This is a genomic window from Candidatus Protochlamydia phocaeensis (assembly GCF_001545115.1).
GTDB lineage: Bacteria > Chlamydiota > Chlamydiia > Chlamydiales > Parachlamydiaceae > Protochlamydia_A > Protochlamydia_A phocaeensis.
Genome location: NZ_FCNU01000022.1, coordinates 126,876 through 153,060, shown reverse-complemented (window position 1 = coordinate 153,060; position 26,185 = coordinate 126,876). Strand labels below are relative to the sequence as shown.

At 42.8% G+C, this 26,185-nt stretch carries 16 protein-coding genes; 12 read left to right on the top strand and 4 right to left on the bottom strand.

All coding sequences use genetic code 11. The features are described 5' to 3' along the window. The first annotated feature begins 18 nt into the window (after positions 1-18). The gene (locus tag BN3769_RS08105; RefSeq protein ID WP_068469389.1) at positions 19-1,452 is read left to right on the top strand and encodes a coiled-coil domain-containing protein; all 1,434 of its coding nucleotides are present in this window, start codon (positions 19-21) and stop codon (positions 1,450-1,452) included. Here the strand turns inward: BN3769_RS08105 and treZ are convergent. Further along, positions 1,408-3,420 (bottom strand): malto-oligosyltrehalose trehalohydrolase, encoded by a 2,013-nt coding sequence (treZ, locus tag BN3769_RS08100; protein ID WP_228840655.1) that lies wholly within the window; start codon positions 3,418-3,420, stop codon positions 1,408-1,410. The two genes, BN3769_RS08105 and treZ, sit on opposite strands and share 45 nt — an antisense overlap. Then, positions 3,417-5,498 (bottom strand): transketolase, encoded by a 2,082-nt coding sequence (gene tkt / locus BN3769_RS08095; RefSeq protein ID WP_079989482.1) that lies wholly within the window; start codon positions 5,496-5,498, stop codon positions 3,417-3,419. The genes treZ and tkt overlap by 4 nt, the downstream gene beginning before the upstream one ends. Positions 5,499-6,076: 578 nt before the next feature. Between tkt and BN3769_RS08090 the strand changes: the two genes are divergently transcribed. Continuing rightward, positions 6,077-7,081: an aldo/keto reductase gene (locus tag BN3769_RS08090; RefSeq protein WP_068469387.1), complete on the top strand. Its 1,005-nt coding sequence runs from the start codon at positions 6,077-6,079 to the stop codon at positions 7,079-7,081. An 80-nt stretch (positions 7,082-7,161) separates the two neighbouring features. Here the strand turns inward: BN3769_RS08090 and BN3769_RS08085 are convergent, their stop codons facing one another. Then, positions 7,162-8,151 (bottom strand): zinc-dependent alcohol dehydrogenase family protein, encoded by a 990-nt coding sequence (locus tag BN3769_RS08085; protein WP_068469385.1) that lies wholly within the window; start codon positions 8,149-8,151, stop codon positions 7,162-7,164. A 172-nt stretch (positions 8,152-8,323) separates the two neighbouring features. Between BN3769_RS08085 and BN3769_RS08080 the strand changes: the two genes are divergently transcribed. The 4 genes from BN3769_RS08080 (at position 8,324) to BN3769_RS08065 (ending at position 13,411) form a co-directional block, all read left to right on the top strand. After that, entirely contained in the window at positions 8,324-9,091 is a 768-nt protein-coding gene (locus BN3769_RS08080) for a hypothetical protein (protein ID WP_154017862.1), read from the top strand. Between the two features lie 532 nt (positions 9,092-9,623). Next, positions 9,624-11,012, top strand: a complete 1,389-nt coding sequence (locus tag BN3769_RS08075) for an O-fucosyltransferase family protein (protein ID WP_068469379.1) — start codon at positions 9,624-9,626, stop codon at positions 11,010-11,012. A 575-nt stretch (positions 11,013-11,587) separates the two neighbouring features. Beyond that, complete coding sequence (locus BN3769_RS08070) at positions 11,588-12,394, top strand: F-box protein (protein ID WP_068469377.1); 807 nt, start codon at positions 11,588-11,590, stop codon at positions 12,392-12,394. A gap of 309 nt (positions 12,395-12,703) precedes the next feature. Further along, the gene (locus BN3769_RS08065; RefSeq protein WP_068469375.1) at positions 12,704-13,411 is read left to right on the top strand and encodes an SEL1-like repeat protein; all 708 of its coding nucleotides are present in this window, start codon (positions 12,704-12,706) and stop codon (positions 13,409-13,411) included. A 137-nt stretch (positions 13,412-13,548) separates the two neighbouring features. Here BN3769_RS08065 and BN3769_RS08060 read toward each other — a convergent pair whose 3' ends face one another. Beyond that, entirely contained in the window at positions 13,549-18,039 is a 4,491-nt protein-coding gene (locus BN3769_RS08060) for an AAA domain-containing protein (protein WP_068469373.1), read from the bottom strand. Between the two features lie 403 nt (positions 18,040-18,442). On the opposite strand from BN3769_RS08060, the gene BN3769_RS08055 reads away from it, so the two are divergent. The 6 genes from BN3769_RS08055 (at position 18,443) to BN3769_RS08030 (ending at position 26,183) form a co-directional block, all read left to right on the top strand. Beyond that, positions 18,443-21,286, top strand: a complete 2,844-nt coding sequence (locus tag BN3769_RS08055) for a DEAD/DEAH box helicase (RefSeq protein WP_068469371.1) — start codon at positions 18,443-18,445, stop codon at positions 21,284-21,286. Positions 21,287-21,789: 503 nt separating this feature from the next. Further along, positions 21,790-22,299 (top strand): hypothetical protein, encoded by a 510-nt coding sequence (locus tag BN3769_RS08050; RefSeq protein WP_154017861.1) that lies wholly within the window; start codon positions 21,790-21,792, stop codon positions 22,297-22,299. 480 nt (positions 22,300-22,779) lie between these two features. After that, complete coding sequence (locus tag BN3769_RS08045) at positions 22,780-23,580, top strand: transporter substrate-binding domain-containing protein (RefSeq protein ID WP_079989481.1); 801 nt, start codon at positions 22,780-22,782, stop codon at positions 23,578-23,580. Then, complete coding sequence (locus tag BN3769_RS08040; protein ID WP_068469368.1) at positions 23,580-24,239, top strand: amino acid ABC transporter permease; 660 nt, start codon at positions 23,580-23,582, stop codon at positions 24,237-24,239. Before BN3769_RS08045 ends, BN3769_RS08040 begins: the two co-directional genes overlap by 1 nt. Further along, positions 24,236-24,952, top strand: coding sequence for an amino acid ABC transporter ATP-binding protein (locus tag BN3769_RS08035; protein WP_068469366.1), 717 nt, complete (start codon positions 24,236-24,238; stop codon positions 24,950-24,952). Before BN3769_RS08040 ends, BN3769_RS08035 begins: the two co-directional genes overlap by 4 nt. Before the next feature lie 7 nt (positions 24,953-24,959). Next, complete coding sequence (locus BN3769_RS08030) at positions 24,960-26,183, top strand: argininosuccinate synthase (protein ID WP_068469364.1); 1,224 nt, start codon at positions 24,960-24,962, stop codon at positions 26,181-26,183. Positions 26,184-26,185: the final 2 nt, after the last annotated feature.

The window sequence follows — 26,185 nt, the reverse complement described above, 5'->3', positions numbered from 1 at the left end:
AACACTTAAGGAGCTAAAATGGCAACACTTGTGATCTCTCCTTTGATTAATCCAGAGCCTATTTGTCAAGGCCCTATGCCTTTGAAAGAAGAAGAGCTGTATCAAAGAGAAGAAAGCAAAGGTCTAGAACGCATAAAAAAATTATGCCAAACACACCTGAAAATCCAGGAAAATCGCCAAGCTATTTCAGAGCTAACAGAACGCATTGAATTCAACCAAAGAGATATCAAATATTTTTTATCTCAAGAGAGCGAAACCCAGCGCAAATTAATTGACGGTAACGCAGCGCTGAGTGTAGAACAGGGCGAACTTGAGCGGAAATCGAAAGCCGTTGAGCTTCAACAAGAAAAACTCTCTCAAGTTGCCAAAAGTATTTCTTCTTATCAGGACGGCATCGCCGGTTCAGTCCAAGCCTCAACGATGAAGCAGCAAAGTCTTCGCTTTATGGCTGAAGGCATTGGCAGCGCTTTGGAAGACATGAGAGAAATATGCAAGGATGTCCAAGAGAATCAATCAACTTTTGCTCAGCAAACGAACTTTATTGCTCATAGCCAAGAAACCGCAGCGCTGTCCTTAAAAGAAGCCTTCTCCAAACAGCATAAGATAAGCGATTTAGCTTCGCATATTTCTACCGGCCAAGCAGATATCCGACAAAATATTGGCTTAACAGAGCAGCTTAAAGAAGGCATAAGTTATCGCGTGCAAGATATTCAAGGCGCCCATCATACGATCGACCAAACGCTTGATCAAGTCTCGCAAAAGAAAACAGATCTTGACCATTTAGCCTCCGCTATTCCCATCGATCAAGAAGCCATTAGGGAACATCTGCGCTTAGCAGAACAAACAAAAGAAGATATTGGCCATCAGGTGGCCGTTATCCATCTTGACCACTCTCTCATTCAAGACGCGCTAAACATGGCCGAACACACAAAAGAAGCCATTCATTTGCAAGCGGATGCCATTCGATCAGAGCAGAAAGATATTCGAGACACCTTAGATCGAACCGATGGGATAAAGGAACATATTCATCAGCAAGCGGAGCATATTCAACGCAATCAAGATGCCATCCAACAGAACCTGGAATCTGCTGAACAAACAAAGCAAGGGCTTTACCAGCAATTAGGCATTGCAGAAGAATCAAAGGAACCTGAGAAATCTCTCCTTCCTCCAAATGCCCAGCAAAATATGGAAGAAAGCAGAAGGCCGATTTCCATTTTGCAGCGTGCCTGGTCGGTCGCAAAAGGTTTTTTATCTCCTATCATTTGGGCCATTGCCAAGGTCTGGGCGCTTATCATGCACACGGCCAATTGGATGGTGTCGCGCATTAAGGCAGCTGCATTTATGCCTATTAAAGCCGCTGCGTTCGATTCTTTAGTCCTGTCTGCTTTATATGAAGGAGCAGCTTTGTTAACCGGTCACCTTATTCAAATGAGGCGCAGCATCCGCCTTTAGATGCTTTTCAATAAGCGGCTTCTCTTCTTCCGATACAGATTTAAGTAGGATGGCGCTTTGGGCCGGCAGTTTCATTCCTTTTTCCTGAAAGGGATTGAGCACGCCGGGCCCGCCATAGCAAGGGTCATCGCTAGACCAAATCAATTCCCAAAAGCCTTTTTTGCTTGGAGCGATAAGCGGCTCTGCAAGCGGACTGTAATCTAAATCTCTTCCCAAGTTAATGAGCAGAAGGCGGTCGTTGCCGTCTTTACCGAAAAAGCGGATCAAGAAACTGTAAGTATCAAGCACAGCGCCATCCAAATTAAATCGGTCTTGGGCAGCAATAATGGGATCTTCTCGTCTAATTTTTAAAAGATCGTAGTGCAAGCGATAGATCTCTCGATGCTTTTCTCTTTCCGATAGGTCAAGCTTGGAATTTTCGAAACTGATGCTGGCGCATACATCTGGAATAAATTTTTGCGCTTCCGGGCTCTGATAAGCGGACGCATGGCTGGGGAACTGCTCTAGGAACTTCCTTCTCCCTTCCGATACGTTTTTTACCAGCTCTTCGCTTGTATGGTCTGCAAAAAACATGAAAGGCTTGGAAGAGGCAAATTCTTGCCCCATAAATAAAAGAGGTGTTTCAGGAGCGAGTAATAAAAGGGCTGTCATTGCCCGCAAACGCGCCATATCTGTCAGGAGATGAATGCGTTCCCCTCTTAATTCGTTTGAGATTTGATCGTGATTTTGCAGATAAAAAACAAACGACCAAGCGGGTTCATCCGTGACAATTGTTCCTCGCGATTTCTTTTGCCAAGAGTAGGCTTGCCCTTGATAGAGGTATCCTCTTTTAAGCAGAGAGATAAATTCCTGTCCGGTCCCGCGATAATCGGTATAATACGCTTCGCTCCGTCCTTTTAGCGAGACGATGGCTGCATGGTGAAAGTCATCATTCCATACCCCATCTAATTCATAGCCATTTTCAGCGCGCGGCCGAATAAGCTTAATGTCCTGCGGTTCATTTTCAGCAATGATTACGATAGATTTTGGCAATGCCATCTCGCTAGTCCGTTGAGAAAGCTCAGCTAGAATATGCGGAAATGAGTCATCATAAAAATCTTGCGTAGAATCTAGCCGAAATCCGTCTAAGTGGAATTCCCCAATCCAATAGCAGGCATTATTGATGAAGAATTCGCGGACTTCTCGAGAGCCGACTCCATCAAAGTTAATGACGTCGCCCCAATGAGTCGTATATTTATTGGATAAGTAATAGTCGCTGTACATACCTGTATAATTCCCATCAGGCCCGAAATGGTTATACACGACATCTAAGATCACGCCTATGCCAAGCTGATGGGCTTTATCCACAAAACGCTTAAAGGCTTCGGAATCTCCATACAAATGAGAAGGAGCATAAAGGCTCACGCCATCATATCCTTGGTTCCATTTTCCCGGAAATTCAGCTACAGGCATCACTTCAATAAGAGTGATGCCAAAGTAGCTCAGCTCTTCCAGCTCTTTAGCTGCCGCATCAAATGTTCCTTCCGGAGTAAAGGCGCCTATATGCATTTCATAAATGACCTGGCCCTTTAAATTGACGCCAGGCCAGTTTTGATCATGCCATTGATAATGCCCCGGATCAACGATCATCGTCGGCCCATGCGGACCTTCGGGAAGATAGCGTGAAACGGGATCCGGAAAACTATCTTTGCCATCTATTTGATATTTATAAAGGGTTCCCGGCTCGATGTTGTCCATTGCCCCCGAGAAGTATCCCAATTCGTCTTTGGTAAGCGCTTGCTTTCGATTATCATTGCCTTGAAGGACAACTTCAACTGCCTTGCATTTGGGAGCCCAAACCTTAAAAGATACGGTTTTCTCGGCTGTAAAGTTAGCGCCTAACGACAATTTCCATGGCCTCTTACGCTTGTTATTCCAGCTGTTAGGGTGATTCAATGGATCTGCCGTTAAGCTTAACGATTCCATCATGCCTCCTTTTGATTATGCATGACTTCCATGGCCCTTTTCACAACGTTATCGACTGAAAAACCATATTCTTTCATCACAACATCCCCAGGAGCAGAGGCTCCAAATCGATCAATGCCGATCATATCTCCCTTGTCGCCCACATAACGATCCCATCCTTGGCGAACGCCTGCTTCAACCGCCAAGCGTGCCTTAAGCGCGGGAGGTAAAACAGAGTCCTTATATTCCTGAGGTTGGGCTTCAAATAGCTCCCATGAAGGCATGGAAACCAGCCGGGCATAAATTTTTTGCTCGGCTAGCTTTTGCTGGGCGTTTACAATCAAACCGACTTCGGAGCCGGTAGCAATTAAGATAAAGTTTGCTTCTTGTTCCGGCTCGGAAAGAACATACGCTCCTTTTCTTAAACCATCAGCAGAAGCATAGCGCGTGCGGTCCAATGTTGGCACATTTTGACGCGTTAAAATCAACGCAATCGGCTTTTTATGCAGCTCAATAGAGACTTGCCAAGCCACCGCCGTTTCATTTGCATCGGCTGGGCGAATGACAATTAAATGCGGAATAGCTCGCAAGCTAGCTAAATGCTCGATAGGTTGGTGTGTAGGACCATCTTCCCCTAATGCAATGCTATCATGGGTAAAAATAAATAAGACTTGCAAGTCCATTAAAGAAGCTAAACGAATAGGCGGGCGCATGTAATCGGAAAAAGTCAAAAAAGTCGATCCATAAGGAATTAACCCTCCATAAGCCGCCATGCCATTTAAAATCGACCCCATGGCATGTTCGCGCACGCCAAATTGAATATTGCGCCCGGCATAGTTCCATCCTCCTTCAATCGCTCCTTGGCGGTCTCCAAAATCTGTCAGAGGGCTCTCAAATGTTCCTCCTTTATTAATGACAGTATGCGTAGAAGGATTGAGATCGGCCGATCCCCCAATGAGTGCGGGAAGATTGGGAGCAATCATGTTAAGCACTTTACCGGAAGAGACACGCGTTGCCATTCCCTTAGCATCTGCAGGAAATGGTTGGATGCCTTTATTCCAATTAGGCGGAAGTTTTTGATCTATGATAAATTTGAGCTCTTTTGCCAGATCAGGGAATGCCTTTTCATAAGCCTTCCACCGTTCATTCCAGTCTTGTTCGGCTTTTTTTCCTTTTTCAATCGCTTTGTGAAAATGCTGCTTGGCTTCTTCGGGAATGTAAAAAGGCGGATCAACCGGCCATTTCAAATTTTCTTTCGCAAGCTTGGTCTCTTCCTTTCCCAATGGCGATCCATGCGCCTCAAAGCTTCCTTGTTTATTAGGCGCCCCAAATCCAATTTGTGTACGCACAAGGATAAGTGAAGGACGCTCTTTGTCTTGCTGGGCTGCTCGAATAGCATCTTCAATGGCTTCTAAGTCATTGCCGTCTTCTACCTTAATTGTTTGCCAGCCATAGGCTTCAAAGCGCTGCGCCCGATCTTCGGTAAACGTTACTTGAGTACTGGCTGATAAAGTCACTTCATTGTCATCATATAAATAAATCAAACGGCCGAGTTTTAAATGTCCCGCTAAAGACGCCGCTTCCGAAGCAATTCCTTCCATGAGATCGCCATCACTGACAATCGAATAGACGTAGTTATTGATAATTTCATGCCCGGGACGGTTATAGCGTGCTGCTAAATAAGCCTCCGCAATCGCCAATCCGACGCCATTTCCAAACCCTTGTCCTAGAGGACCTGTCGAAACCTCTACGCCCGGAGCAAGGCCTCTTTCCGGATGCCCGGGAGTTAAGCTTTCCCACTGACGGAAACTTTTAATTTGATCAAGGGGAAGATTATATCCTGTTAAATGCAGCATGCTATAGAGTAGGGCCGATCCATGCCCGGCAGAAAGGATGAAGCGATCGCGATTATACCATTCCGGATTTTGGGGATTATAATGCATGATGCGCGTCCATAAAACATAAGCCATAGGAGCGGCATCTAAAGGCAGGCCCGGATGCCCGCTATTGGCTTTTTCGACTGCATCTACAGATAAAAATCGGATGGTATTTACACATAGTTGATCTAAGTCAGTTTTTTCAAGCATAGAAGATTGCTGCATATGTTCTCGCTGTTATTTAAATTCCAAAATTTCAAAGATTAATTAAAATCATGTCGCCAAGAAGTGAATGAAATAAAATGAGTCAGTGTTGTCTGCTCTTTGAACGACTCGATCAAATAGGCGACGGGATCTTAGCTCGATTTGTATCCCATTTATCTTATTATTAAAAATAGAATTTTACACAACCCTGTTTACTGGATTCCCCTATATCTGCCAGTTAAAAAACAAGCCTAAAATTTAAAAGATAAGGAAGCGAATCAACAGTCGACGTTCTTTACAAAAGGGTGGAAAATGCAAGGAGTATTGAATCTCCCTCCTCATTGAATTTAAGAGGATTGCATTTATCTATTTATGCGCGTTTTTTCATTGCCATGAGGGAAAGGGAAGGTGTCTGCGGTAAGAAAAGCTTGCGAGAAAAAGGAAAGCTCTAAAAAAACAGTCATCTGCAATTTCATTGTATTCCCCTTAATGCTCAAAAAATGTTATATAAATATTTTTGCAGAGAAGACCTCCAATCAAACGTCATTTGTATTTCTTCATTTAATGCGCTCATTGAGCGATCAAATAAGGAGAAAAGCATGGAATGGACCGCTATTCCCCATTTAGAAAAAAAAGCAACGCGCATTGGATTGGGAACATGGGCAATCGGCGGATGGATGTGGGGAGGATCAGACGAGACGCTCGCAATCTCAACCATTCATCAAGCGCTTGACCAAGGCCTGAACTTTATTGATACCGCTCCTGTCTATGGATTTGGAACATCGGAAGAAATCGTAGGAAAAGCCCTTAAGCAATATGGTCAACGAGAGAAAATAGTCATTGCCACCAAAGTCGGCCTGCGCTGGAAAGATAAAACCGTTTACCGCGACTCGAGCAGAGCCTCTCTATTAAAAGAAGTAGAGGATTCACTAAGGCGCCTTCAAGTAGATTATATCGACCTTTATCAGGTGCACTGGCCCGATCCCTCTGTCTCCATAGAAGAACTGGCCACTACGCTCAAGGAATTGCAAAAGCAAGGCAAAATCCGGGCAATCGGCGTCAGCAACTTTTCGACCGAACAGATGGATGCATTCCGGCACTATACCCCTTTAGACGCTCTTCAACCTCCCTTCAACTTATTTGAAAGGGAGATTGAGCAGACCGAGCTTCCCTATTGCAGAAAGAACGGCATTGCCACGGTAGGTTATGGATCGCTTTGCAGAGGACTACTGAGCGGCAAATTGCGCAAGGATTCTAAATTTGAAGGAGATGACCTGAGAAAAATTGACCCCAAATTTAAAGCGCCTCGCTATTCTCACTATCTTGAAGCCGCCGATCGTTTACAGACATGGGTAAAAGATAAATATCAAAAGCCTTTGCTCGCCTTGGCAGTCAGATGGGCATTGGACTCTGGCATTAGCATTGCGTTATGGGGCGCACGTAAACCGGAGCAGCTCAAAGACATGCAGACAGTTTGGAATTGGAAGTTGTTTCCAGAAGACTTTGAAGAGATCGACCGCATTTTACAGGCGTGCATCAAAGACCCAATCGGTCCCGAATTTATGGCGCCCCCTCTGGAAAAGCCGGCCTTTATCCAACATTAATTAGTGAGTCCTTTTATCCGACTTGCTCAGCAGGCCAACCTGCTGAGCGATTGCAATCATTTTGTCTTAATGCATGCCGGCTAGACCGTCACCACTATTTTTCCAAATTGCTGATTGGATTCCAAATAGCGATGGGCATCCACAATTTCCTCCAACTTAAATGTCTTGGCAATGATGGGCTTTAGCTTTTTAGACTCTAATCCTTCCGAGATAAACTTGATCGCACGTTCCATACGCTCTTGATTGCTTAGCAATTCGAAAAGCGTATAGCCCCGCATGGTCAATCCTTTCATTAAAGCATCCAGAAGCGGGAAAGGTGTCGGTTCCGGGCTAAGCGCTCCATATTCAATGAGCAGGCCGCCTGCAGCCATTCCCTTGGCTAAATCCAAGACGGTTTTTCCGCCTACAGGATCAAAAACGATGCGTGCACCTTGCCCTTTGGTCGCTTCATGAAGTTTGTCCGCCAGGTTTTCTTCTTGAGTAGCAATCACATGCTTAGCCCCCGCCTCTTCAATCATTTTTTTCTTTTGAGAAGTCCGTGTTGTTGCAATGGGGATGGCCCCGACAAGATTGGCGAGCTGGATGGCTGCGATTCCCACACTGCTAGAAGCTGCCGGAATGACAATATAGTCCCCTTTTGTCAGCTTAGCAATATCAAAGAGCGCTCCATAGGCTGTCAGGTATTGCATCCAAATAGCCGCCGCTTCAACAAAGTTCAGCGCTTGCGGATGCTTGATCACATAACGGGCAGGCACGATTGCCATTTCTCCATAAACCCCGTATTTATTCATATCTGGCGGAGGAGCCACACTGACAACATCTCCGGGGGAAAGATTTTTGACATCAGGCCCAATAGATTCAACGATTCCGGATGCTTCATACCCAATGCGTGCAGGAAATTTTGGCGACTGTAAGTACTTTCCGGATCGGAACATCGCTTCCGCCCGATTTAATCCCAGTGCTTTCACTTGAATGCGCACTTCTCCCTTGCCGGGAGCCGGTACCTCTGCTTCTTCAATTTTTAATACCTCGGGCCCGCCGGTTTGATGAAAACGCACAATACGTGACATAAGATTCTCCACTTAATTTTGATTGAGCTCAATTCTTTTTATGGAGAAAGACAGATTTTTATAAAATATTTTTTACAACCTTACCTATGCAAGAAATCTCTAAATAAATAGAAAATTATTCAGCCTTCTTGGTACGCTTCTTCTTCAAAGAGACATACCCAGGGGAATGCGCATGCTTATCCGCTTTGTGCTAATGACGCTTATCTATTACAATCTACTAAGCGGCACGGAGAAACAGGACCGACCAGACATACAAAGAGTGTATTTAACACACGAGGAGGTCAAGCAGCATGCTGACCCCATTATTCAGTCTTGCACAAGCTTGGACCCTTTCCACCCTAAGACTTTGCTTTATTTTGAAAATTTTCCTCTTCGTAAAAAGATCAAATTTTCTTTAAAGCGCTTAGTTCCCCCCAATCACAATTTCCTCAAGCAAAGCTTCTTTATCATCAAAGAAGACGGAAGAATCTTTCTTCCTCCAGACGATAAAGGAAGTCCCTTCTTTTGCATATCTTCACGAGGGTTTTTACCGGGTGAGCGCATCTACTGCCGATATGAAATATTGGATGGCTCATTTGAACATGAAATCACCTTTATTCCCAATCCCATTCAAATCAAAGATGAGGCTGGAAACGTCATTCTTGAAGCTGAGCTTTGCAACCTCATCCCGGCTTGTTACAAAATCACCCTTTTAGGATTAAAGAAGAGTGAAAAAATAAAATTCCGTTCCGTTTCAGGAGAAGAAGGGGTGGCTGATTCTTTTAAACTGTCAGCCATTGCGCCTTCGTTTACCTATAGCCCTGATGTAGAAGGGCAAAAGGGAGGAGTTGCGGAATTAACTCTAATTAGACAGAATGGCCAACGGATTCGACTCAAATTGCCATGGGGAGTCCAGCTACTCCGTTATGGACGAGGCAATACGGTATATTCGCCTAATTAGAGTCCATAGCCTTTCTTTTCTAATCGCGTGGTAAAAAAATTTGCTTGGGTTTGTCCTCACACGCAAAAATGCGACTTGTACAAGTTGTGTTCTCGCCTCTTTGCTATATGGAAGCCAGATGATACGTTCATCCCTGTAGATAATTTATTAATAGAAAACGCCCATTCTTCCGCTTCCATCCAAATAAAAAACTGAACGCATTTATTGATATCCATCATAAAAGTCAATTGCTCTACCCTGGCTTCCTCGGAGTCAAGCGTAGCATTTTGTTTGCTCACCCCAATTAAATAGTTATATTCGGACAACTTTTCAATCGTAGATATTTCGCTTTTCTTGCCCGTCCAGCTATTGATAAGGCTGTATGGACGACCTCTCCTTGCAAAAAATCTCGTCCTTAAAAATAAAGTATGAAAACAATTATAAATTAATGAACAAGCAATCATTCATTAATTAGAACAATAAATTTTTAATTGTATTATATTATTAACAGGCATACTCTACATTCCGTATAAATAAAATAGGCCATAAAATCATGATTTCTCTTCGTTTATTTATTCCTACAACAGTTTCTTGTTTTGATTATTTAAAAAGCAGCTATGATAATTCACTATTTATTGTTGAGGACAGTGACCATCTTTTATTAAAAACCGCCAAACATATCGGTAATATTTCTAAAAAAACAGTCATCCTTTTAAGCTTGGCTATAACAAGTGTAGTTGCCCCGTTGTTTGCTGTGATCGAATGCGCAGCCCGTGAAATAGGCCATCTAGCCCATAGAGTCAGAGGCGCAATGGAAAGCAAGAGAACCAGACAAACTAGCCAGCAAATAGCGTCTTTTTCTCCAACACGCTCTTCTCCAATAAAAGAAGAAACCCCTTCTTCAGTAGAAAAAGCCGCTCCAACAGAAAGCATGGTCTCTTATACTTTTAGCGGAGGGTTTATTGGAGATAATCTCATTACTTATCTGCATGCTAAATGGTTATCTTATAAATACAACATTCCCCTTGCTTTCCAGCCTTTTGAGTTTTCTAATGAGCTTGTGCTTAGCGATGTAGAAAAAGAATACGAGGTGGCAAAATTTAAAAAGAGTGAAAAACATGTCAATGAAGAGCCCTTTACGCAGCTTTCCCAGAAATCGCTAGAAGAAAGGCGGGAAGAAAAAGAACTTCATTCTATTTGCTACTTCCCAGAGTCCCCTTCTGAACGCGGGCCAAACTATAGAGGGGCTTATGTGGAAGTTGATTGGTCGGATGCTGGATTTAAGAACCTCATCAAAGATCTCATTAAGCCTAAGCAAGCGTTAAGCTTAGTGACCCCTCCCAAAGATCGCACCTCTATCGCGGTTCATTGGCGTCGTGGAGCAACAAGACTTGATGGCCCCACCACTCAAAACTACTATCCTTGCAAGGTACCTCCGGATGAGTACTATATTTCCCAGCTTTTAAACGTTTGTCAGATTTATGCAGATCAGCCGCTTTATATTCATCTTTTTACAGATGATAAAGAACCCGCTCTTCTCCAGCAAAAATTGAAGGATAAAATTAGAGAAGCCGGCTATACGCAAGATATCATTTTTGGAGTGACAGAACCCAAAGAAGGGGAAAATCCTGTGCTTAGAGATTTATTTTCGATGGCACATGGAGGATTCAATTGTTTAATCCGATCCGAATCCCATTTCTCCATCATGGCTCAACTAATTGGTGAACACGATCTGGTCATTGGACCTAAGCATTTTCATTCAGAAATCAATTATGGGCTCGGTAAAACTGATATAGTCATTGACCAATTGGCGATTTTTGAAAAGGGAATAGAGCGAGAAGAGAAAGCAGAGATTCGCTTTCCTTATATTCTCCGCTCTCCCATAGAAAAATACTTATGGCATCATGTCGATGTTTTTGGCCTTCTAAAACTTTTTCCGTAATGCAATAGCAGACGGCAAAACTTAGAAATGAAGAGAGGTTGCTTACCAGAACCTCTCTTCGAAAACGCCCCTTCTTCCTGTTGATTTCCCAAGTTGTTCCCTTTAGTTTTAATCCGCGCTTTGAGTTCAATAAAGTGAAAAAATAACGACAAAAAAGAGAATGATTTTCTCTGCGTTAATCATTGCGTTCTTTATAGAGGATGCTCCGCTTTTTCTCGTTTCAATTTTCAGCATGAATGAGCCGATCTCATGCATAAACAACTTGTCCAAATTTTAATTTGTCAAATAAACGCCTATGCCATATGCCAAATGAGAGAAACTGCTAAATTGGTTCAAATCTGCTTATAAAGCGAAGGGCATAGAATTCTTAATAATCAAATTATCGGCTATTTTTCAGTTTTTTTATTTTAATCGCTCTGTAATTAACTCTTAGCCATAATTTTATTAACTTTAATGCCCGATAGGATTATGATTTTTTCCACTTTATCCACAATAGGGTTGAAAAATTGATTTTTGGTGTCGAATCAAAATTCAATTCTCTAATTCTATTATGTATAAAAATAAAGAGGTTATTTATGAGGCTCCCTAGTTTCCTGTCTTCTTGTTTTGGCAGTAAAAATGAGATAGAAATAAAGGAAGTAAAGGAAAAAAAAGATCTTACGATCACTGAAATAAACTATGGTGAACTGGAGGATTTTAAGGGCACTACCGTCCAAGATAAAGTCTGTCACGTCTATACAGCCCATGTCATGAAACAGGACGAATGTTCCGTTCATTATTTGCCCATCGACGTCCTTGCCGATATATTCCAAACATTTCCCTTAAAATCGCTTTGCCAACTAAGACTTGTTTGCCGTCAATGGCGTCAAATTATTGATAAACGTCTCTTTTGCTCCCATCGTGCGTTATTTAAAGCTTTGACAATGGCTATCAAACCGAATCAAATTTATTCCATTAAACATCTTTCCTTTAATAATCTTTCTATTCAAGCCAGGTTTAAAGGGCGGACGCACGTCATCAAGCTGGATATGAGCAAGACAAAATTAATTGTCGTTTCTTTGAAACAAAGAAAGAGTGCTACTAAATATACTTCTAAGCATCCAAGCGATGTGCAATTCCAAGAAAGCCTTGCGCTTACAGAAGACACAAAAAAGGCTATTCCGGTTATATATTCGCTCCGCAATACAGGCATGCTTTCAGGCAATCCAGACCTTCTTGTTAGCATACAGGAAGTGACAATGACCATTCTGAATGATCAGCTTTCGTCCAAGCAAAGAGAAACTTACGAAATTTTCTTGAGCAAACTTAATAAAGAAATCACTGAAAAGAGAGCGAAAGGAAAAGAAGGCGAAGGCCGCAAAAAAATACAAAGCTATTTGTAAGCTTTTTACTATCTTTTTATACCAATGCTATTATTCTTTATAGCATTGGTATCATAAGGACAGGTTTTCATTGAAATAGCGATAAGAAGCTTCTTTTGTCTTAACTCTGCAAGACTGATTAATCTTTCTAAATCCAACTCATCCTCTTATATTAATCCGCTATTCTATCAAGTAATCATTAAATTTTTAAATTTGTTAAACATTTATTTTAGTTACAACTAAATTTATTATTTAATAATGTAGATGGATTCCGTCTTTTTATAAGATTAAAATTTAAATTCAAGATCCATTCTTTTAAGGAATTCATTTATGATTAAGAGCATCTACTTTGCTTTTGGATTATCATCTACTTTAATCTGCAATCTGGCCATGTCGGAAGAAATGGCTAATAGCAAGTCTCTCATGAACCATTCTGAAAAAAGTACCCAAGAATTAACTCCTTCACTTGATGAAAAAAAGGAAGCGGATTGGATCGCTTTATTTGAAGAAAAAATGGGTGATAGAAAAGCACAAAGGAAATTAATCATGCAACTGGCAGACTCGAACTCGAGTCCCTCTTTCGTGTATAGGATAGCCGACCACTTTGGCGATTTAGATATGGAAAAAGCAATAAATGACCCGCAATGGTTAGACAAAAAGACCCTTGCAGCAGGGCTTTGCCTAATAGCTGCAAAACAGGACTATAAACCTGCCATTAGTAAACTATGCGATTTATGCCACAATCTTGGACTATCGGATAAAGAAGCCATTTACTGGGAGAAAAAAGGATGCGAGCTTGGCTTATCAAACTGCATGGTTTTTTATGGGGTGAGGCTGGCAGCCGGAGAAAGTTTTGATGGGATGACAAAGCAAGATCTGGTGGAGGGGATTAAATGGATTTTAATAGCGTCTGATATGAATGATCCGGCTGCAAATGCCATGAAACAAGCACTTGATAGCATGCCTCAAGCTATTTTGGATCAGGCTAAACAAAAAGCTAAAGATTGGAAAGAGAAACATTCTGATTTGTTTTCTTAATCTCCATACGTGGAGTCTGGAAGAGCCAAATGCGCTCTTCCCGATCGATTTTAGCCTCTGCATTTTGCCCAAAATGGACTTCCCACGCCTTTTTTAACCTGAGTTTGGAGTTTTGCAAAGTTATCCTAGCTCTGGTTTTACTGAAACTCGGTTGAGCTAACATTCTCTTGAAAGCGCTCGGGCCAAGCCAACTGCTCTAATTCGGAAATTAAGCGGCGGTCTGTCACAATGGATGAATGGGCATCCGGGCCAAGACGCTCAATTTTCATCGCTTCTAACTTATCGAAGACTGGCTTCATCGCAGCAATTGGATCGAGAAAAAAGAAAGAGCCGCGGATGCGAACAAATGTCCATCCCAACCTTTCTAAAATTGCTTGACGCTCCAAGTCCATTTCACGTTTTTCCGGCGGATGCCAGCGATCGCCATCGCATTCGATTGCCAGTCGTTTGGATTCTCCGACGACAACGATATCAATGCGATGATACCCGACTTCCCATTGCGCTTTAACGCGATAGCCTTTTTGCGCCAATTGTTCCATTACTTCAATCTCAAAAATGGAATCTGCTTTTTCTATTTCTGTTTTTACTCCTTGCAGGACTGCTTGAGGATTTTGGGCATAAAGAATAAGATTTCTTCTAATATCATCAGGCTTAAGATGGCAGATGGGATCCATCGAATGAACCACCCACAGCTGATCGCGTGCCCGGCTAGCAGCCACATTAAATCGCTTTTTATTCGCATCGAATGCCCCTTCCCCTTTCTTCCTCAAAAAGCCCGCTTCTTCTCCCATGCTATCGACCATTGAGAGAAAAATGACATCCCTTTCATCCCCTTGAAATTGGGGCGGATTGCCGCAAACGATGCGACGCTTAAGGTATTCGCTCGCTGATAGCCCCGCTCTTAATTTTGCATCAATTAAACGGGCTTGTTCTTCACCCAAGAGTGAAATGACGCCGATCGTTGCTTCTTCATAAGCGGGGTGCTGTGTCATGGCATTAATTAGGCGCGCAATTGCCTCTGCCTCTGCCTCATTCTGCTTTTTGTAAGCCGTACCATCGACTCGATAAGTAACTGTAGCGGGGTTTAGCAAAGAAGAGGTTTCTTCGCGCAAAGGCAGAATTTTCCCTTCATAAGAAAGGTGATTGGAAAATCCGATAATTTCAGGAACGCAACGGAAGTGTTCCGTCAATAGAATCGTTTCACCAAAACAACGCCGAGCCAAGTCATAAATGGAGGTCAATAAATCAAAGAGCTCACTATTGGGAATGCCCTGTAAATGCGTCTCAATTAGATGATGGACCGGAGCTTGCTGAATGCCTGCCGCTTCAGGGGTCGTTTGCTCATGATCTCCCACGACAATCGCTTCATCTGCCATATACATGGGAATCAGGGCAAGCAAATTAGCCTGGCTGGCTTCATCGATGATAATCACATCGAATTTGGTCGTCGTTGGATCAATATTTTCGGCAATCGCATGCAAAGGCATAATCCATACGGGAACAGCTTGAGAGCAAGTAGCCAGTTCCCTTTGTGCAGCTGTTTTGAGTTTTTGCTGGATGGATTTAATCCGCGTTGAATTCAATTTCCTCTGCAATTCAAGCCAGCCGGCAAGAGACTGCTGCAACTCAGGCTGCGATCGAATGAGCTGGATCTGCTTTCCCCAAGTCAAGCTTTCGATTAAATCCAAGGTGATCTGCCGAATACGGTCTTGGCATTTTTCTAAATCTTGCTGAATAGAATAGAGATTCTCTTCCTGCCGGCGGCAAAGCTCAAAAGATAGCCTTAACCACCTCCAGGCAGATAAAAGATTGCCTGGCAATACGCTTTGATCATGAGGCGCAAGGCGGTTTGCAATTGCCAAGGCCCATTGAGGAACAGCAGCGTGCAATTTTTGAAGGCAGGCTTGTCGTTTATCATAAATTCCCTTGAGGTTATTTAACTCAATCAGGCGTGCATAGCTTTGCTGGTAAAGCTCAACATCTTTTGTACGAAGGGCCTGCAAAAATTGTGCATTTAGGCCATTTTCTGCCGAATCAAAATGCTGGGCATAACGGCTCAGTTCTTGCTCAATTTCATGTATTCTTCTTCGAGAAAGCTCCGAACAAATGATAGCCGGGAGGCGCTGAATGACCATTTCTTCAATTTGAAGATAATCCGCAAGAGGCGATTCTTGCCTTTGCACATGCGTTGACAAGAGCGGCAAATTTAGTCCCTCTTGCGAAAGCAGGGACAAAAGCGGAACCCACACCGCATTATACCAGTTTAAGCAGCGGCGAATTTCCGGGATAATTGCCCGGCAAGCGAATTCCGGTTGAGCGCCTAAAGAGTCAAAGCTTTTTCCTCCTTGACTTGCAATTAATTGATCCCACAAATGAGAAATCTCTCTGCGAGCTATTTTAATTTCACAAACAAGGCAAAGCGCTTCAAAATGCTCTTGACGGTTAGGCTCTCCTGATACGACTCTAGCGGATTGAATAAACCTTTTCCAATCTCTCCTTAGCAATAAAGTCATCATCCCAAACTTGGCATTAGCGGTCAGATATGTTTTTATCTGTTGGCAGATTTCTATGCTTTGTTCTAAGCCAATGTCTTCATTAATAGCCGGTTTCAAATGCTCAAGCAAGGCAAGCCGATTAGCAAGATCAGCCGTTCGTTCAATCCGCTGGCAAAGCGTCTCCCATAGCAAACGCTCTTTTTCTCCCAACATACCTGCGATGATGGCGCTAGGCCGCCATGCTTGCTTGATAAGGCTTTGATCAAACTCTGCAAAGACATGATCGGCTGCAGTTTTTAAGGAATGGTAAGGTCTGTCCGGAATGGACCAGTAGTCCTCATGCGCCCTCAAATCATTGTTCATCAAGGCACGATAATCAGAAATAAGTAAAGAAAAGACATCTGGCGCCGGGATGTCCTGACTATTGACGAGTCCCCTTTTTAACTCAATTTCATCTTGCAGAGTCAAGCGATCATTGCTAGCGTAAAGAAAAGCAAACTCTTCCGGATAGAGCGGGAGAGGATCATTCAATCCTGCTTTCCCTGGAATCCAATCGTTACCGGCTTGGGTCGATACAATCTCACGGGCGGCAGCGCTAGGGTCCAATGAAAGACCATCTATTTCTATAGCATTGTACTCCGAGTCAATGACAGCCTTTAAGCGGCCGCGCAATGTTTTTTCCTGCAACAGCAAGGCCTCTCGCTCCTGGATTTTTCTCTGGCATTGGTTCAAAAGCGCTTGCGGGTCTTGCCGGCTTAAGCGGTTGTTGATTTCATTGATCGTCTCTTCCAATTGCTTGCGGCCCTCCCTATCATTTCCCAAAACGGACACGCAAAGGGATTGGAGAGGCTCCGGTACTTTTTCTTTTAGCACGCGAAGCGCTTTTTCCGTCTGGCTTGTCACAAGAATGCGCTTGCCTTGAGCTAAAAGATGGCCAATAATATTGCCAATGGTATGCGTCTTCCCAGCGCCTGGAGGACCTTGGACGTGCACTAGACCTGTTTTATGAAGACGCCGAACAATATTTATTTGATCTACATTCGCAGGTTTCGCTAAAAGCACTTGCTCTTCTTTCTGGCCAATCTGCTGCTCCATCCACCCTGTTGGCTTATAGATCCCCACAATGGCAGCAAGCGACCGAGGAAAATGATGCGCCTTTTCGATATCTTGCAAGATGGCATCAATGGCTGTTCCATAAGAAAGATTGCGCTTGCTAGAAAAAAGAATAGGCTCTCTCCATATGCGCGGATGGCTTTTCTCTCCTACAGCCGGAGAATCAAGAAACTCCCCATAAGTCGGGGACAAACTTTGAACTAACGCTTTGAGAAAGGCAGACGTATCTGTCTCCCCTAACGGATGGTATTGAGCGATTTTAAGCTCCGCACAGCGCTCCTGCAGGCGTTTAATATCAATTTCATCAATAGATAAGAGAAGGGAATTGTATACTTCAACAGGTCTGTCCGAATCCACCAAGGAAAAGGCAGGAATAACGGGGTCAAAGCGAAGCTCAACCCGCTTAATTAAGATGGGATGATGGATGCCTCCCGCAGGCAATCGCCAGTTAAGCATTCCATCGCCAACAAGCAGCTCAATCTGGCCACCTTCTTTTTCTAAGACAGCAAATTGCTGATAGAGGCAATCAAATAATTGAAGAGCCTGTTCAGCGCGGGCACGTTCTTCCGCCCATACATGTCTTTTCTCTATCCAATTATTTAAAGCTTCTTCTCGCTTTAAATCGTCCTTAAAATAATCCAAAATGACAGCGCCCGCGTCATCTTTTCCCACTATTTTCTTCTCAATGACCTTAGGAGATTGGTGGCAAGTATTCCATCCTTGTTCCAACCAATTATTAATCACTTCTGGAGGCTCTGGACAGGAAATAAGCTGGGGACGCTCAACATATAAAAGAGGCTTATCCGCCTCTTCACCAGGAGAAGAAAATCGAACGGATTCATGATTAGGCAAACGCGATAAAGGCAATACTAAGGCACGCTCGCTAATCTGGCGCGGAGCAGGAAATCGCTGTTGAATAAGCGCTCGTAAAAAAGTAAAGAGCTGTCTAACCCGATTGCGAAGATTGTGATCGTGAAGGGACGCGTTTAACGTATTTGATTGAAATAATGTCTGTGTCATTCTATTTAATGAATTTCATCCAACGTACTCTATTACAAAGGCTCAGATGGCTTGCTGACGACTCTTAGAAAACTTGTCAGTTTTCTTGCCTTTATCTCTTTGACTATCAATTGAAAAGAAAAGAAGCATAAGCAGCATTCCATATCTTGACAAGTTGAATTAATTTATTAACAGATCAAATTAATTAAATATTTACATTTTTATTTTATGAAAAATGACTAACGCTTTTTGACAATGAATAAACGTGCTTTTAGAAAAAGGTGCCAGTTTTCACATAGAATAGCATTTATAAATAATTAATTAAATCCATTTACTTAATCACATAATCTGTAATAAAATAACTAGTTGCTTAATCAATTATTAATAAATAAAAAATATTTAATAAATATTTAAAGCGAGTATTATGAACTTAACAAACAATAATCCTTTTAACAGATATGGAATCAATCATTTTGGAATGGGGGCTGAACCTCCTTTATCTGCTTCTCAAGAAGTTCCCCATCAAGACTCTCAACCGCAAGAAGAATCCGGGGCAGCTAATCATCAACCTTCCCCTGTCGTTCCTTGGTGGAAAGCGGTTATTGATTGCAGCGAGCAAGAAAGTCTATCGCTAGAGGATGAATTTCCTTTCTTAAAGAAATTCGATCCCAGCCAATGGTTAGATCTTTTATTTCCTGATTTAGGGGAGTGCGATTTCCCTTTAACAGATCAAACGCATTCGGGAAGAGAAACCAATTCAGGCTGTTCGATAATGAACAGTAAGCCACTTCCTGGATCAACAAGCCTATCTAAAAGAAAATTCACGCAGACAGATGGTAGGCTGCCTTTAACCAAGCGGGTGTCCATTGAAACAGAGCAACCCTCTGCACCTTTTAATCCACACCCTCATCAAAATGGCTCTTCCGCCCACTATTATCCTTTTGCTCCTCTGCCTTCGGCGGAAAATTCCCCCTTTGGGTCAGCCCCTGTTCCTTTTAATCCACACCTGCCTCAAAATGACTCTTTCGATCAATACTATCCTTTTGCCCCTCTTCCTTCGGTGGAAAATTCCCCCTTTGGATCGACTCCTGTTCCTTTTACTCCACAACTGCCTCAAAATGGCGCTTTCGGCCAAAGCCATTCTTTCGCTCCTCTTCCTTCAACAGGAAGGCCTCCCTTTAGGGTAACTCCTCCACCTACTTTTCCTACATTTATACCTTCATCAGCATCTTTTAAAGAAATGCCATGCGCGCGTCCTAGGAAAATAACTACCTCTTCTCAAAAGATCTCCAGCTCAGCAGCTCCTGCGTTTATTCATCTATCTACTCAGATGACCCAAGCTTTTTCTCATCGATCGGCTAATCAAATTCCAGTCTATGAAGAGGCAAGAGAAAATATTCAGAAGGTATTGCGCCTTGTATTGCCCTTAATTGAAGAGTTAGACAAGGTATACGAGAAAATGTGTGAATCATTCGCAGGAGGAACATTTCCACCCAAGCCAGAAGGAATGCAGAGCGATCTTATGCCTTATCAATGGCGCGGATATAAGTGGATGGAAATTTTTTATAAATTTGGCATAGGAGGCTGTTTAGCGGATGGCATGGGTTTAGGAAAAACCATTCAATCCATTGCCCTTGTTCAAGCGGTGATCAACGAAAAAAATGAGCAAGGGAAAGCCGCCCGCATTTTGATTTCCTGTCCAGCCAATCTGATAGCCAATTGGCAAAGAGAATTAAACTTCCATTGCCCTGGATTGAAAAGTCACATTGATATCATAGAAGGGAACCAAGATCATTCTTTGAATCAAATTAACTTAATATCTCATCAGAAGCTGCGCTTAAACTCTCCAGCATCTAAAGAGGGGGCAAAATTTCCCTTTAATCAAGAATGGGATCTGATCTTATTAGATGAATTTCATACTTTCTTAAATACGAAAACTTCTGAAAAGGTAATTACTCGTTTACGCCAGCAAGCGCAAGGTCCAGGGCACGGCTTCATAGCTTTGACCGGTACGCCTATGCCTAATAATTTGCCTGAGCTTTATCGATTGAATGCCATGCTGAACCCCAATACTTATCCTACTATTGGGAAATTTGAAAAAGCTGTCATGAAACCCGCTAAGGATGAATTGAGAAAACTCTTGTTGCAAGCTCAGAACAATGGGGGTAAAATCCCTTCTCACGTATCCCTTAAGCTTATAGAAGAACATGTTATTCAGTTGATTGAAATATTGGCTAAGCCTTTTTTACTCCGCCGCCAGAATCATTTTGAAGAGTTCAAAGCACAAACGGCAATTATGCAGTCCAGAGGCCGCCCTATTCAGCCGCTTCTTCCTATCGAGAAAGAAGAGAGAATTTCTTATTCGTTATCAGAAATTCAGTTGCGTCTTATTCAAACAATTATAGACACCAATCCACAGGCACTTGACCAAGCAACTGAAAGAGGAGCCCTATCGCTATTTAGTTCAAAAATAGAAAAAGAGGCCGATGAAGCAAGCTTAAATTTAATTGATTATCTTTATTTGCAGCAAGTTGCAAATCATCCCGCTCTTTTGCTTGAATCAGAGAGACTCATGCGTTATTTGAGTACAAAAAGCGTCCTTCTTCATCAACACATTCAAAGTATACCGGTCAATTATTCAGAACCGGGTAAATTACAGGCTATTATCCATTTGGTTAAAAATATTTTAGACCGCACTCCAGATGATAAAATTTTGATTTTTACTAACTTTGAGAAAATGGGTCATCTCATTTGCGAAGGATTGAAAGCATCGGCTCTCATCCCTATCATGCAAAAAGTCAAGTTCCTTTATGGAAAAGTCGATAAGAACGCACGTTCGGCCATGATTGAAGAATTCCAACACCCTGAGGGTCCGCCCGTTCTTGTCGCAGGACGTAAATTAGGCAGCGTGGGCTGGAACTGTACGGCTGCCAATCATCTCATTATCGTTGACCCTTGGTGGAATCCAAATGATGATGATCAATGCATAGCCCGTCTTCACCGCATTGGACAAACAAAACGTGTAAAAGTTTACCGCATGCACCGCGAGACGTTTGTCGTAGATGATAAAATGAATAAATTGCGCGTAGAAAAAAAGGCATGGTGTGAACTGATTCTTTCAGCTGATACGACTCATGTGCAAGAAAGAATTCGCGCAATTATTGAAAGCCCTTCTTCTCTTGAAGGACCGGTCAATCCCACGACCACCTCAACCGCAACCTCTCCTTCCTCTTATTCTTCAGAAGCTGGATTGGAATTAACTGGTTGATAGCATAGGATAACCTGAATTTTGAGTTTTTTGCCTTTTCGAGTGAAAGCTCTCGCAGGTGAAAAATGACAAGACAACCTCTCTTGTCATTTTCCCATCTTCGAGGCTTTAACATAACCCAAAGGGCAAAAACTCAAAAATCAGATTAATGAGCACGCATTTCAAAGTGTGGACTTATTATGGCGATTCATAGCGATGGCTTTCTTTTAGAAGCTGTTGCAAATTCCTAATCACCTAGATTAACGGTTTAATATCCCCCCTTAGAGGGGGATTAAAACACCCTTTATTTGAGAGTATTTTTGCCCTAGGAGACACTCTCGCCTCCTAGAATGCACACTCAAGCCATTAAACGTTTTTTTTAACAGTCTCTTTAATGGGATTAAACTTTTAAAATCAACTTAAAAATAATTACTCAAAATTATTAACACGGTTGTTGAAATTAATTTATTTTTAATTTATTTTTAATTTATTTTATCATATTACTTAAAATTAACGAGAATTTTATGAACAACATAGTTATACAACCATGTCCTGAATTTTTCCGCTTGATGAGTTGGACCTCTCCTTTCAAGATTGATTTAAATGAATCGATTAGAGAAAAAATGACTTCTAGAGAAAAACGGGCAAACCAACTCACAAATGAGAGAGCCATTCACGTTTTAACGCAAATTAAATGGCGATCGAAAGCATTCTCATTGCTTGCAAAGCCTGTGACACCTATTTTAGCAGGCATTGCTTTTATCGGCCTTGGATCTGTGCTAGTGCATACAAACGTAATTGCAGGCTTTGTTTTTGGCATCCTTCTGACAGGGCTTGGAGGGACAGCTATTGGATATACGATCAAGCATTTTTCCTTCCTTAATCGGTTATCTTATTCCTATCAAAGACAAAGCGAGCGAGCAAGCAAATATATTGGCCGCTTAGGATTAAATCCTAGTCGAACGCTTTCAGCGCCTCAACACCATGCGCTCAACGAGCTCTTAACAATGATTCTGGGTTATGCTCATAGCTAGTCGATTATTGATTGATAGCGCATTCCGAATCGGTTACTTGATTAGTTATTTGATCGAAGGCTTCTTCACAAATGACACTAGCAAAAAAATAAATATTGATCCAAATGATTGATTTTATTTATACTTAAAGCGAATTATCATCCTTATTATGATAGGCAATCTTATGAGCGATCACCCGTGTTTATGTATTAAGCCAGAAATGCCTTACCAGGCCGTTTCTTCTTCTTCATTTATTTCTGTTGCCATCCTTTCTTCCCGTCGTTCTTTTCGCCGTCGGCGTTAATCGCTGTCCGTCCCTTATTTACCATTTTTAGTTTTAAATAATCGTTAGCTTACTAAGTGCCTACTCAAGGAACTTAAAGCACATCTAGTGATGTGTGCATAGTTATTTTTTCGCTTAGTAGACATACGCTTTCAAGAATCAATCAATTAATTAATTGACGTTCTGCGTTGACGCACACGTCTTATGAAGGAGTTTTTATGTCCACTCAATTTAAAAAATATTTTATATTATTTAGCGCCACTTTTATCCTAATTGGACTCATGGCTCTGATATCCTCTTGCTCTAAAGAGCAGCCTAATACACACACCTTGACCGTGGGATTGCAAAGCGGATACCCTCCGTTTGAATTTATGGATGCACAAGGCAATATCATCGGATTTGACCTTGATATCGCTGAGAAAATTGCTGCCCAATTAGGAAAAACACTTGTCGTAAAAGATATGGAGTTTGAAGGAGAGATCCTTTCCCTCAAACAAGGAAAAATTGATCTCATTATCAGCGGCATGAATATCACCCCAAGCCGACTGAAAGAAATCCACATGGTACCCTATCATGGCGAAGCTGCCGATTCTCTAAGCTTGATTTTTTGGAATGAGATCCCAGCAGGCATTCATTCGCTCAAAGATTTAGCCGCTATCCCCAACGCAATCGTAAGCGTCGAATCAGGAGCTATTCCGGAAGCGTTTATGAACCATTATCCTCAGATTCAAACCAAATCCTTTCAAGGCGCGCTCGCTCCTTTAATGGATGTCAAATTCGGCAAATCGCTGGCCAACCTCGTCGAACCGGATGTAGCCGAATACCTCAAGCAAAAACATCCGGAAGTCAGAGTACTATCCATTCCTCTACCTAAAGAAGAGAGCATTTTAGGCTTCGGAATTGGCATTAAAAAGGGCAACGAGGCCCTAACTCAGCAAGTTGAGCACGTCATTCAGCAGTTAAAAGCCTCGGGCGAGCTCAAGCAACTCGAAGACAAATGGTTCAAAGGAGCGGAATAATGTTAGACGATTCGTCTCTCTTAATTAAATCGCTTCCCCTTTTATTGAAGGGCTTGCTAACGACCATTCAATTATCCCTGGTTTCCATTAGCATTGGCTTATGCGGCGGGATTTTGCTAGGTATTCTGAATTGCCGCAAATTAAATCTGCCGCTGCTGTCCTATGGAATAAGCAGCTTTGTCTGGGTCATTAGAGGCACGCCTCTCTTTGTCCAAGTGCTGATCGCGTACTATGCCTTGCCGGAATTAGTGGGGGTATCGCTCTCTCCTTTCTTGGCAGGCGTCATTGCCCTTGGGCTAAATTCAACGGCCTACGTATCCGAAATAGTCAGAGGCGGCATTAATGCCTTGCCGGACGGTCAATGGGAAGCCGCCTATGTCCTAGGGCTCACACGTTGGCAAACATTAAAAGGAATCATCCTTCCTCAGATGATTCGTGTAACGCTTCCCAGCTTAACTAACGAGCTTACTGCCTTAGTGAAGGAAACAAGTATCCTCATGGTCATCGGAGTGGCGGAGCTGACGAAAATCAGTAAAGACATCGTCGCCCGAGAGCTTGATCCTATGACCATTTATTTAGCGGCAGCCGCTTTTTACCTCATCCTGACAAGCCTGCTGTCGGTTTTAGCAAAAATGACTCAAAAGAGGTGGTCAGCATGATCTCGGCAAAAGATATTAAATGGCAGTACAAAAAGGAATTGCCTCCCATCCTAAAGAACGTGTCTTTTCAGTTGCGTGCAGGGCGCATCACCACTTTCATGGGACAAAGCGGGGCCGGAAAAACGACGCTCTTGAAATGTATGGCCAATTTGCACTCCCACTACGAGGGAACCCTGATATGCGATGGACAGGAACTCAGGCTCTTAAATCCGGCCGAGAGAGCCTCTACCGTCGGATTTGTCTTGCAACAGTTCCACCTATTCCCTCATCTCAACGTGTTGGGAAATTGCACTTACGCCTTGCAAAAGGCGATGGGAATGGAAAAGAACGACGCAGAGGAAAGAGCTAGGGAAGCGCTAAAAATGCTGGATATTCATTCCTATGCGCATGTTTTTCCGTCTCAGCTATCGGGCGGACAGCAGCAAAGGGTTGCCATTGCAAGGGCCTTAGTCTTACGCCCGAAGATTCTGCTATTAGATGAGCCCACTTCAGCCTTAGACCCGGAAAGTAAAAAGAGCTTGGAAACCCTGCTTTTAGATTTAAACGCAAAAGGCTTTACCATCGCCCTCTCCAGCCACGATATGCCTTTCATTAGAAAAATCATGGACTATGTCTATTTCATGGAGAATGGGGAAATCGTCGAAGAATGGGACTCAAAGAAAGAAGAGCTGCAAAACAAACAGCGCATTAAGCAATTTTTACTACACGTTTAGAGGAACAATGAAAAAAGTTATTTTAGCTTACAGCGGAGGATTGGATACCTCCATCATTTTAAAATGGTTATTAGAGCAAGGATTGGAAGTCATTTGCTTTTTAGCCAACGTCGGACAAAAAGAAGATTTTGCCCTTGCCAAAGAAAAAGCCCTTAAGTTGGGAGCCAGCCGCGTTTATATTGAAGATTTACGCCAGGAATTTGTCGAAGGCTATATTTTCCAGGCGCTTAAGGCTAATGCCATGTACGAGGGAAGATACTTACTCGGCACTTCTCTTTCCCGCCCGCTCATCGCAAAAAAGCAAGTGGAAATCGCCAAAAAGGAGCAGACGACGCTTCTGGCACACGGAGCGACAGGCAAAGGCAATGATCAAGTCCGGTTTGAAATGACTTATCTTACCTTAATGCCAAATGCCGAGATCATCAGCCCTTGGAAAGATCTTGCTTTTTTAAGCCAGTTCAAGGGACGGACAGATATGATCGCCTATGCCCAAACCCATGGCATTCCCATTACCTCCACGCTGCAAAAACCGTACAGCATGGACGAAAATCTGATGCATACCAGCTATGAAGGAGGCGTTTTAGAGGATCCTTCAATCGAACCTCCAGAAGACATGTTCCAACAAACGGCATCCTTAAAATCGGCACCGGATGAAGAAGAAGTCATTGCCATTGAATTTGCCAAAGGCGTGCCTATTTCTGTTACCAATCTATCTAATGATACGTGTGTAAAAGAATCTGCTGTCGCTATTTTTACCTATTTGAACGCACTATGCGGAAAGCATGGAATTGGACGGATCGACATTGTCGAGAATCGATTTGTCGGCATGAAGTCCAGAGGCGTTTATGAAACGCCCGCCGGCTCTGTCTTATGGAAAGCCCATCTTGACCTTGAGCCATTGGTGCTGGACAGAGAAGTCTTCCTTCTCAAAGAGATGTGGATGCCAAAGATTGCCCAGCTCATTTACAACGGATTTTGGTTCAGCCCTGAAATGGAATTTCTAATGGCGGCCATTGAAAAAAGCCAAGAGCGCGTCGAAGGCAAAGTCTATCTTAAGCTGTATAAAGGCAACGCCGTTGTTCTCAAGCGTGAATCGCCTCAATCGCTTTACGACCAAAAAATTGCCAGCATGGATCAGCTGGGAGGGTACGACCAAACTGACGCCAAAGGATTTATCAAACTTAATGCCTTGCGGCTCAAAGCGTATAATAGCTTAAATAAAGGAATTTGACA

Coding starts and splice junctions, on each gene's coding strand:
- BN3769_RS08105 (WP_068469389.1), top strand. CDS start 19: ATGGCAACACTTGTGATCTCTCCTTTGATTAATCCAGAGCCTATTTGT.
- treZ (WP_228840655.1), bottom strand. CDS start 3,420: ATGATGGAATCGTTAAGCTTAACGGCAGATCCATTGAATCACCCTAAC.
- tkt (WP_079989482.1), bottom strand. CDS start 5,498: ATGCAGCAATCTTCTATGCTTGAAAAAACTGACTTAGATCAACTATGT.
- BN3769_RS08090 (WP_068469387.1), top strand. CDS start 6,077: ATGGAATGGACCGCTATTCCCCATTTAGAAAAAAAAGCAACGCGCATT.
- BN3769_RS08085 (WP_068469385.1), bottom strand. CDS start 8,151: ATGTCACGTATTGTGCGTTTTCATCAAACCGGCGGGCCCGAGGTATTA.
- BN3769_RS08080 (WP_154017862.1), top strand. CDS start 8,324: ATGCTTATCCGCTTTGTGCTAATGACGCTTATCTATTACAATCTACTA.
- BN3769_RS08075 (WP_068469379.1), top strand. CDS start 9,624: ATGATTTCTCTTCGTTTATTTATTCCTACAACAGTTTCTTGTTTTGAT.
- BN3769_RS08070 (WP_068469377.1), top strand. CDS start 11,588: ATGAGGCTCCCTAGTTTCCTGTCTTCTTGTTTTGGCAGTAAAAATGAG.
- BN3769_RS08065 (WP_068469375.1), top strand. CDS start 12,704: ATGATTAAGAGCATCTACTTTGCTTTTGGATTATCATCTACTTTAATC.
- BN3769_RS08060 (WP_068469373.1), bottom strand. CDS start 18,039: ATGACACAGACATTATTTCAATCAAATACGTTAAACGCGTCCCTTCAC.
- BN3769_RS08055 (WP_068469371.1), top strand. CDS start 18,443: ATGAACTTAACAAACAATAATCCTTTTAACAGATATGGAATCAATCAT.
- BN3769_RS08050 (WP_154017861.1), top strand. CDS start 21,790: ATGAACAACATAGTTATACAACCATGTCCTGAATTTTTCCGCTTGATG.
- BN3769_RS08045 (WP_079989481.1), top strand. CDS start 22,780: ATGTCCACTCAATTTAAAAAATATTTTATATTATTTAGCGCCACTTTT.
- BN3769_RS08040 (WP_068469368.1), top strand. CDS start 23,580: ATGTTAGACGATTCGTCTCTCTTAATTAAATCGCTTCCCCTTTTATTG.
- BN3769_RS08035 (WP_068469366.1), top strand. CDS start 24,236: ATGATCTCGGCAAAAGATATTAAATGGCAGTACAAAAAGGAATTGCCT.
- BN3769_RS08030 (WP_068469364.1), top strand. CDS start 24,960: ATGAAAAAAGTTATTTTAGCTTACAGCGGAGGATTGGATACCTCCATC.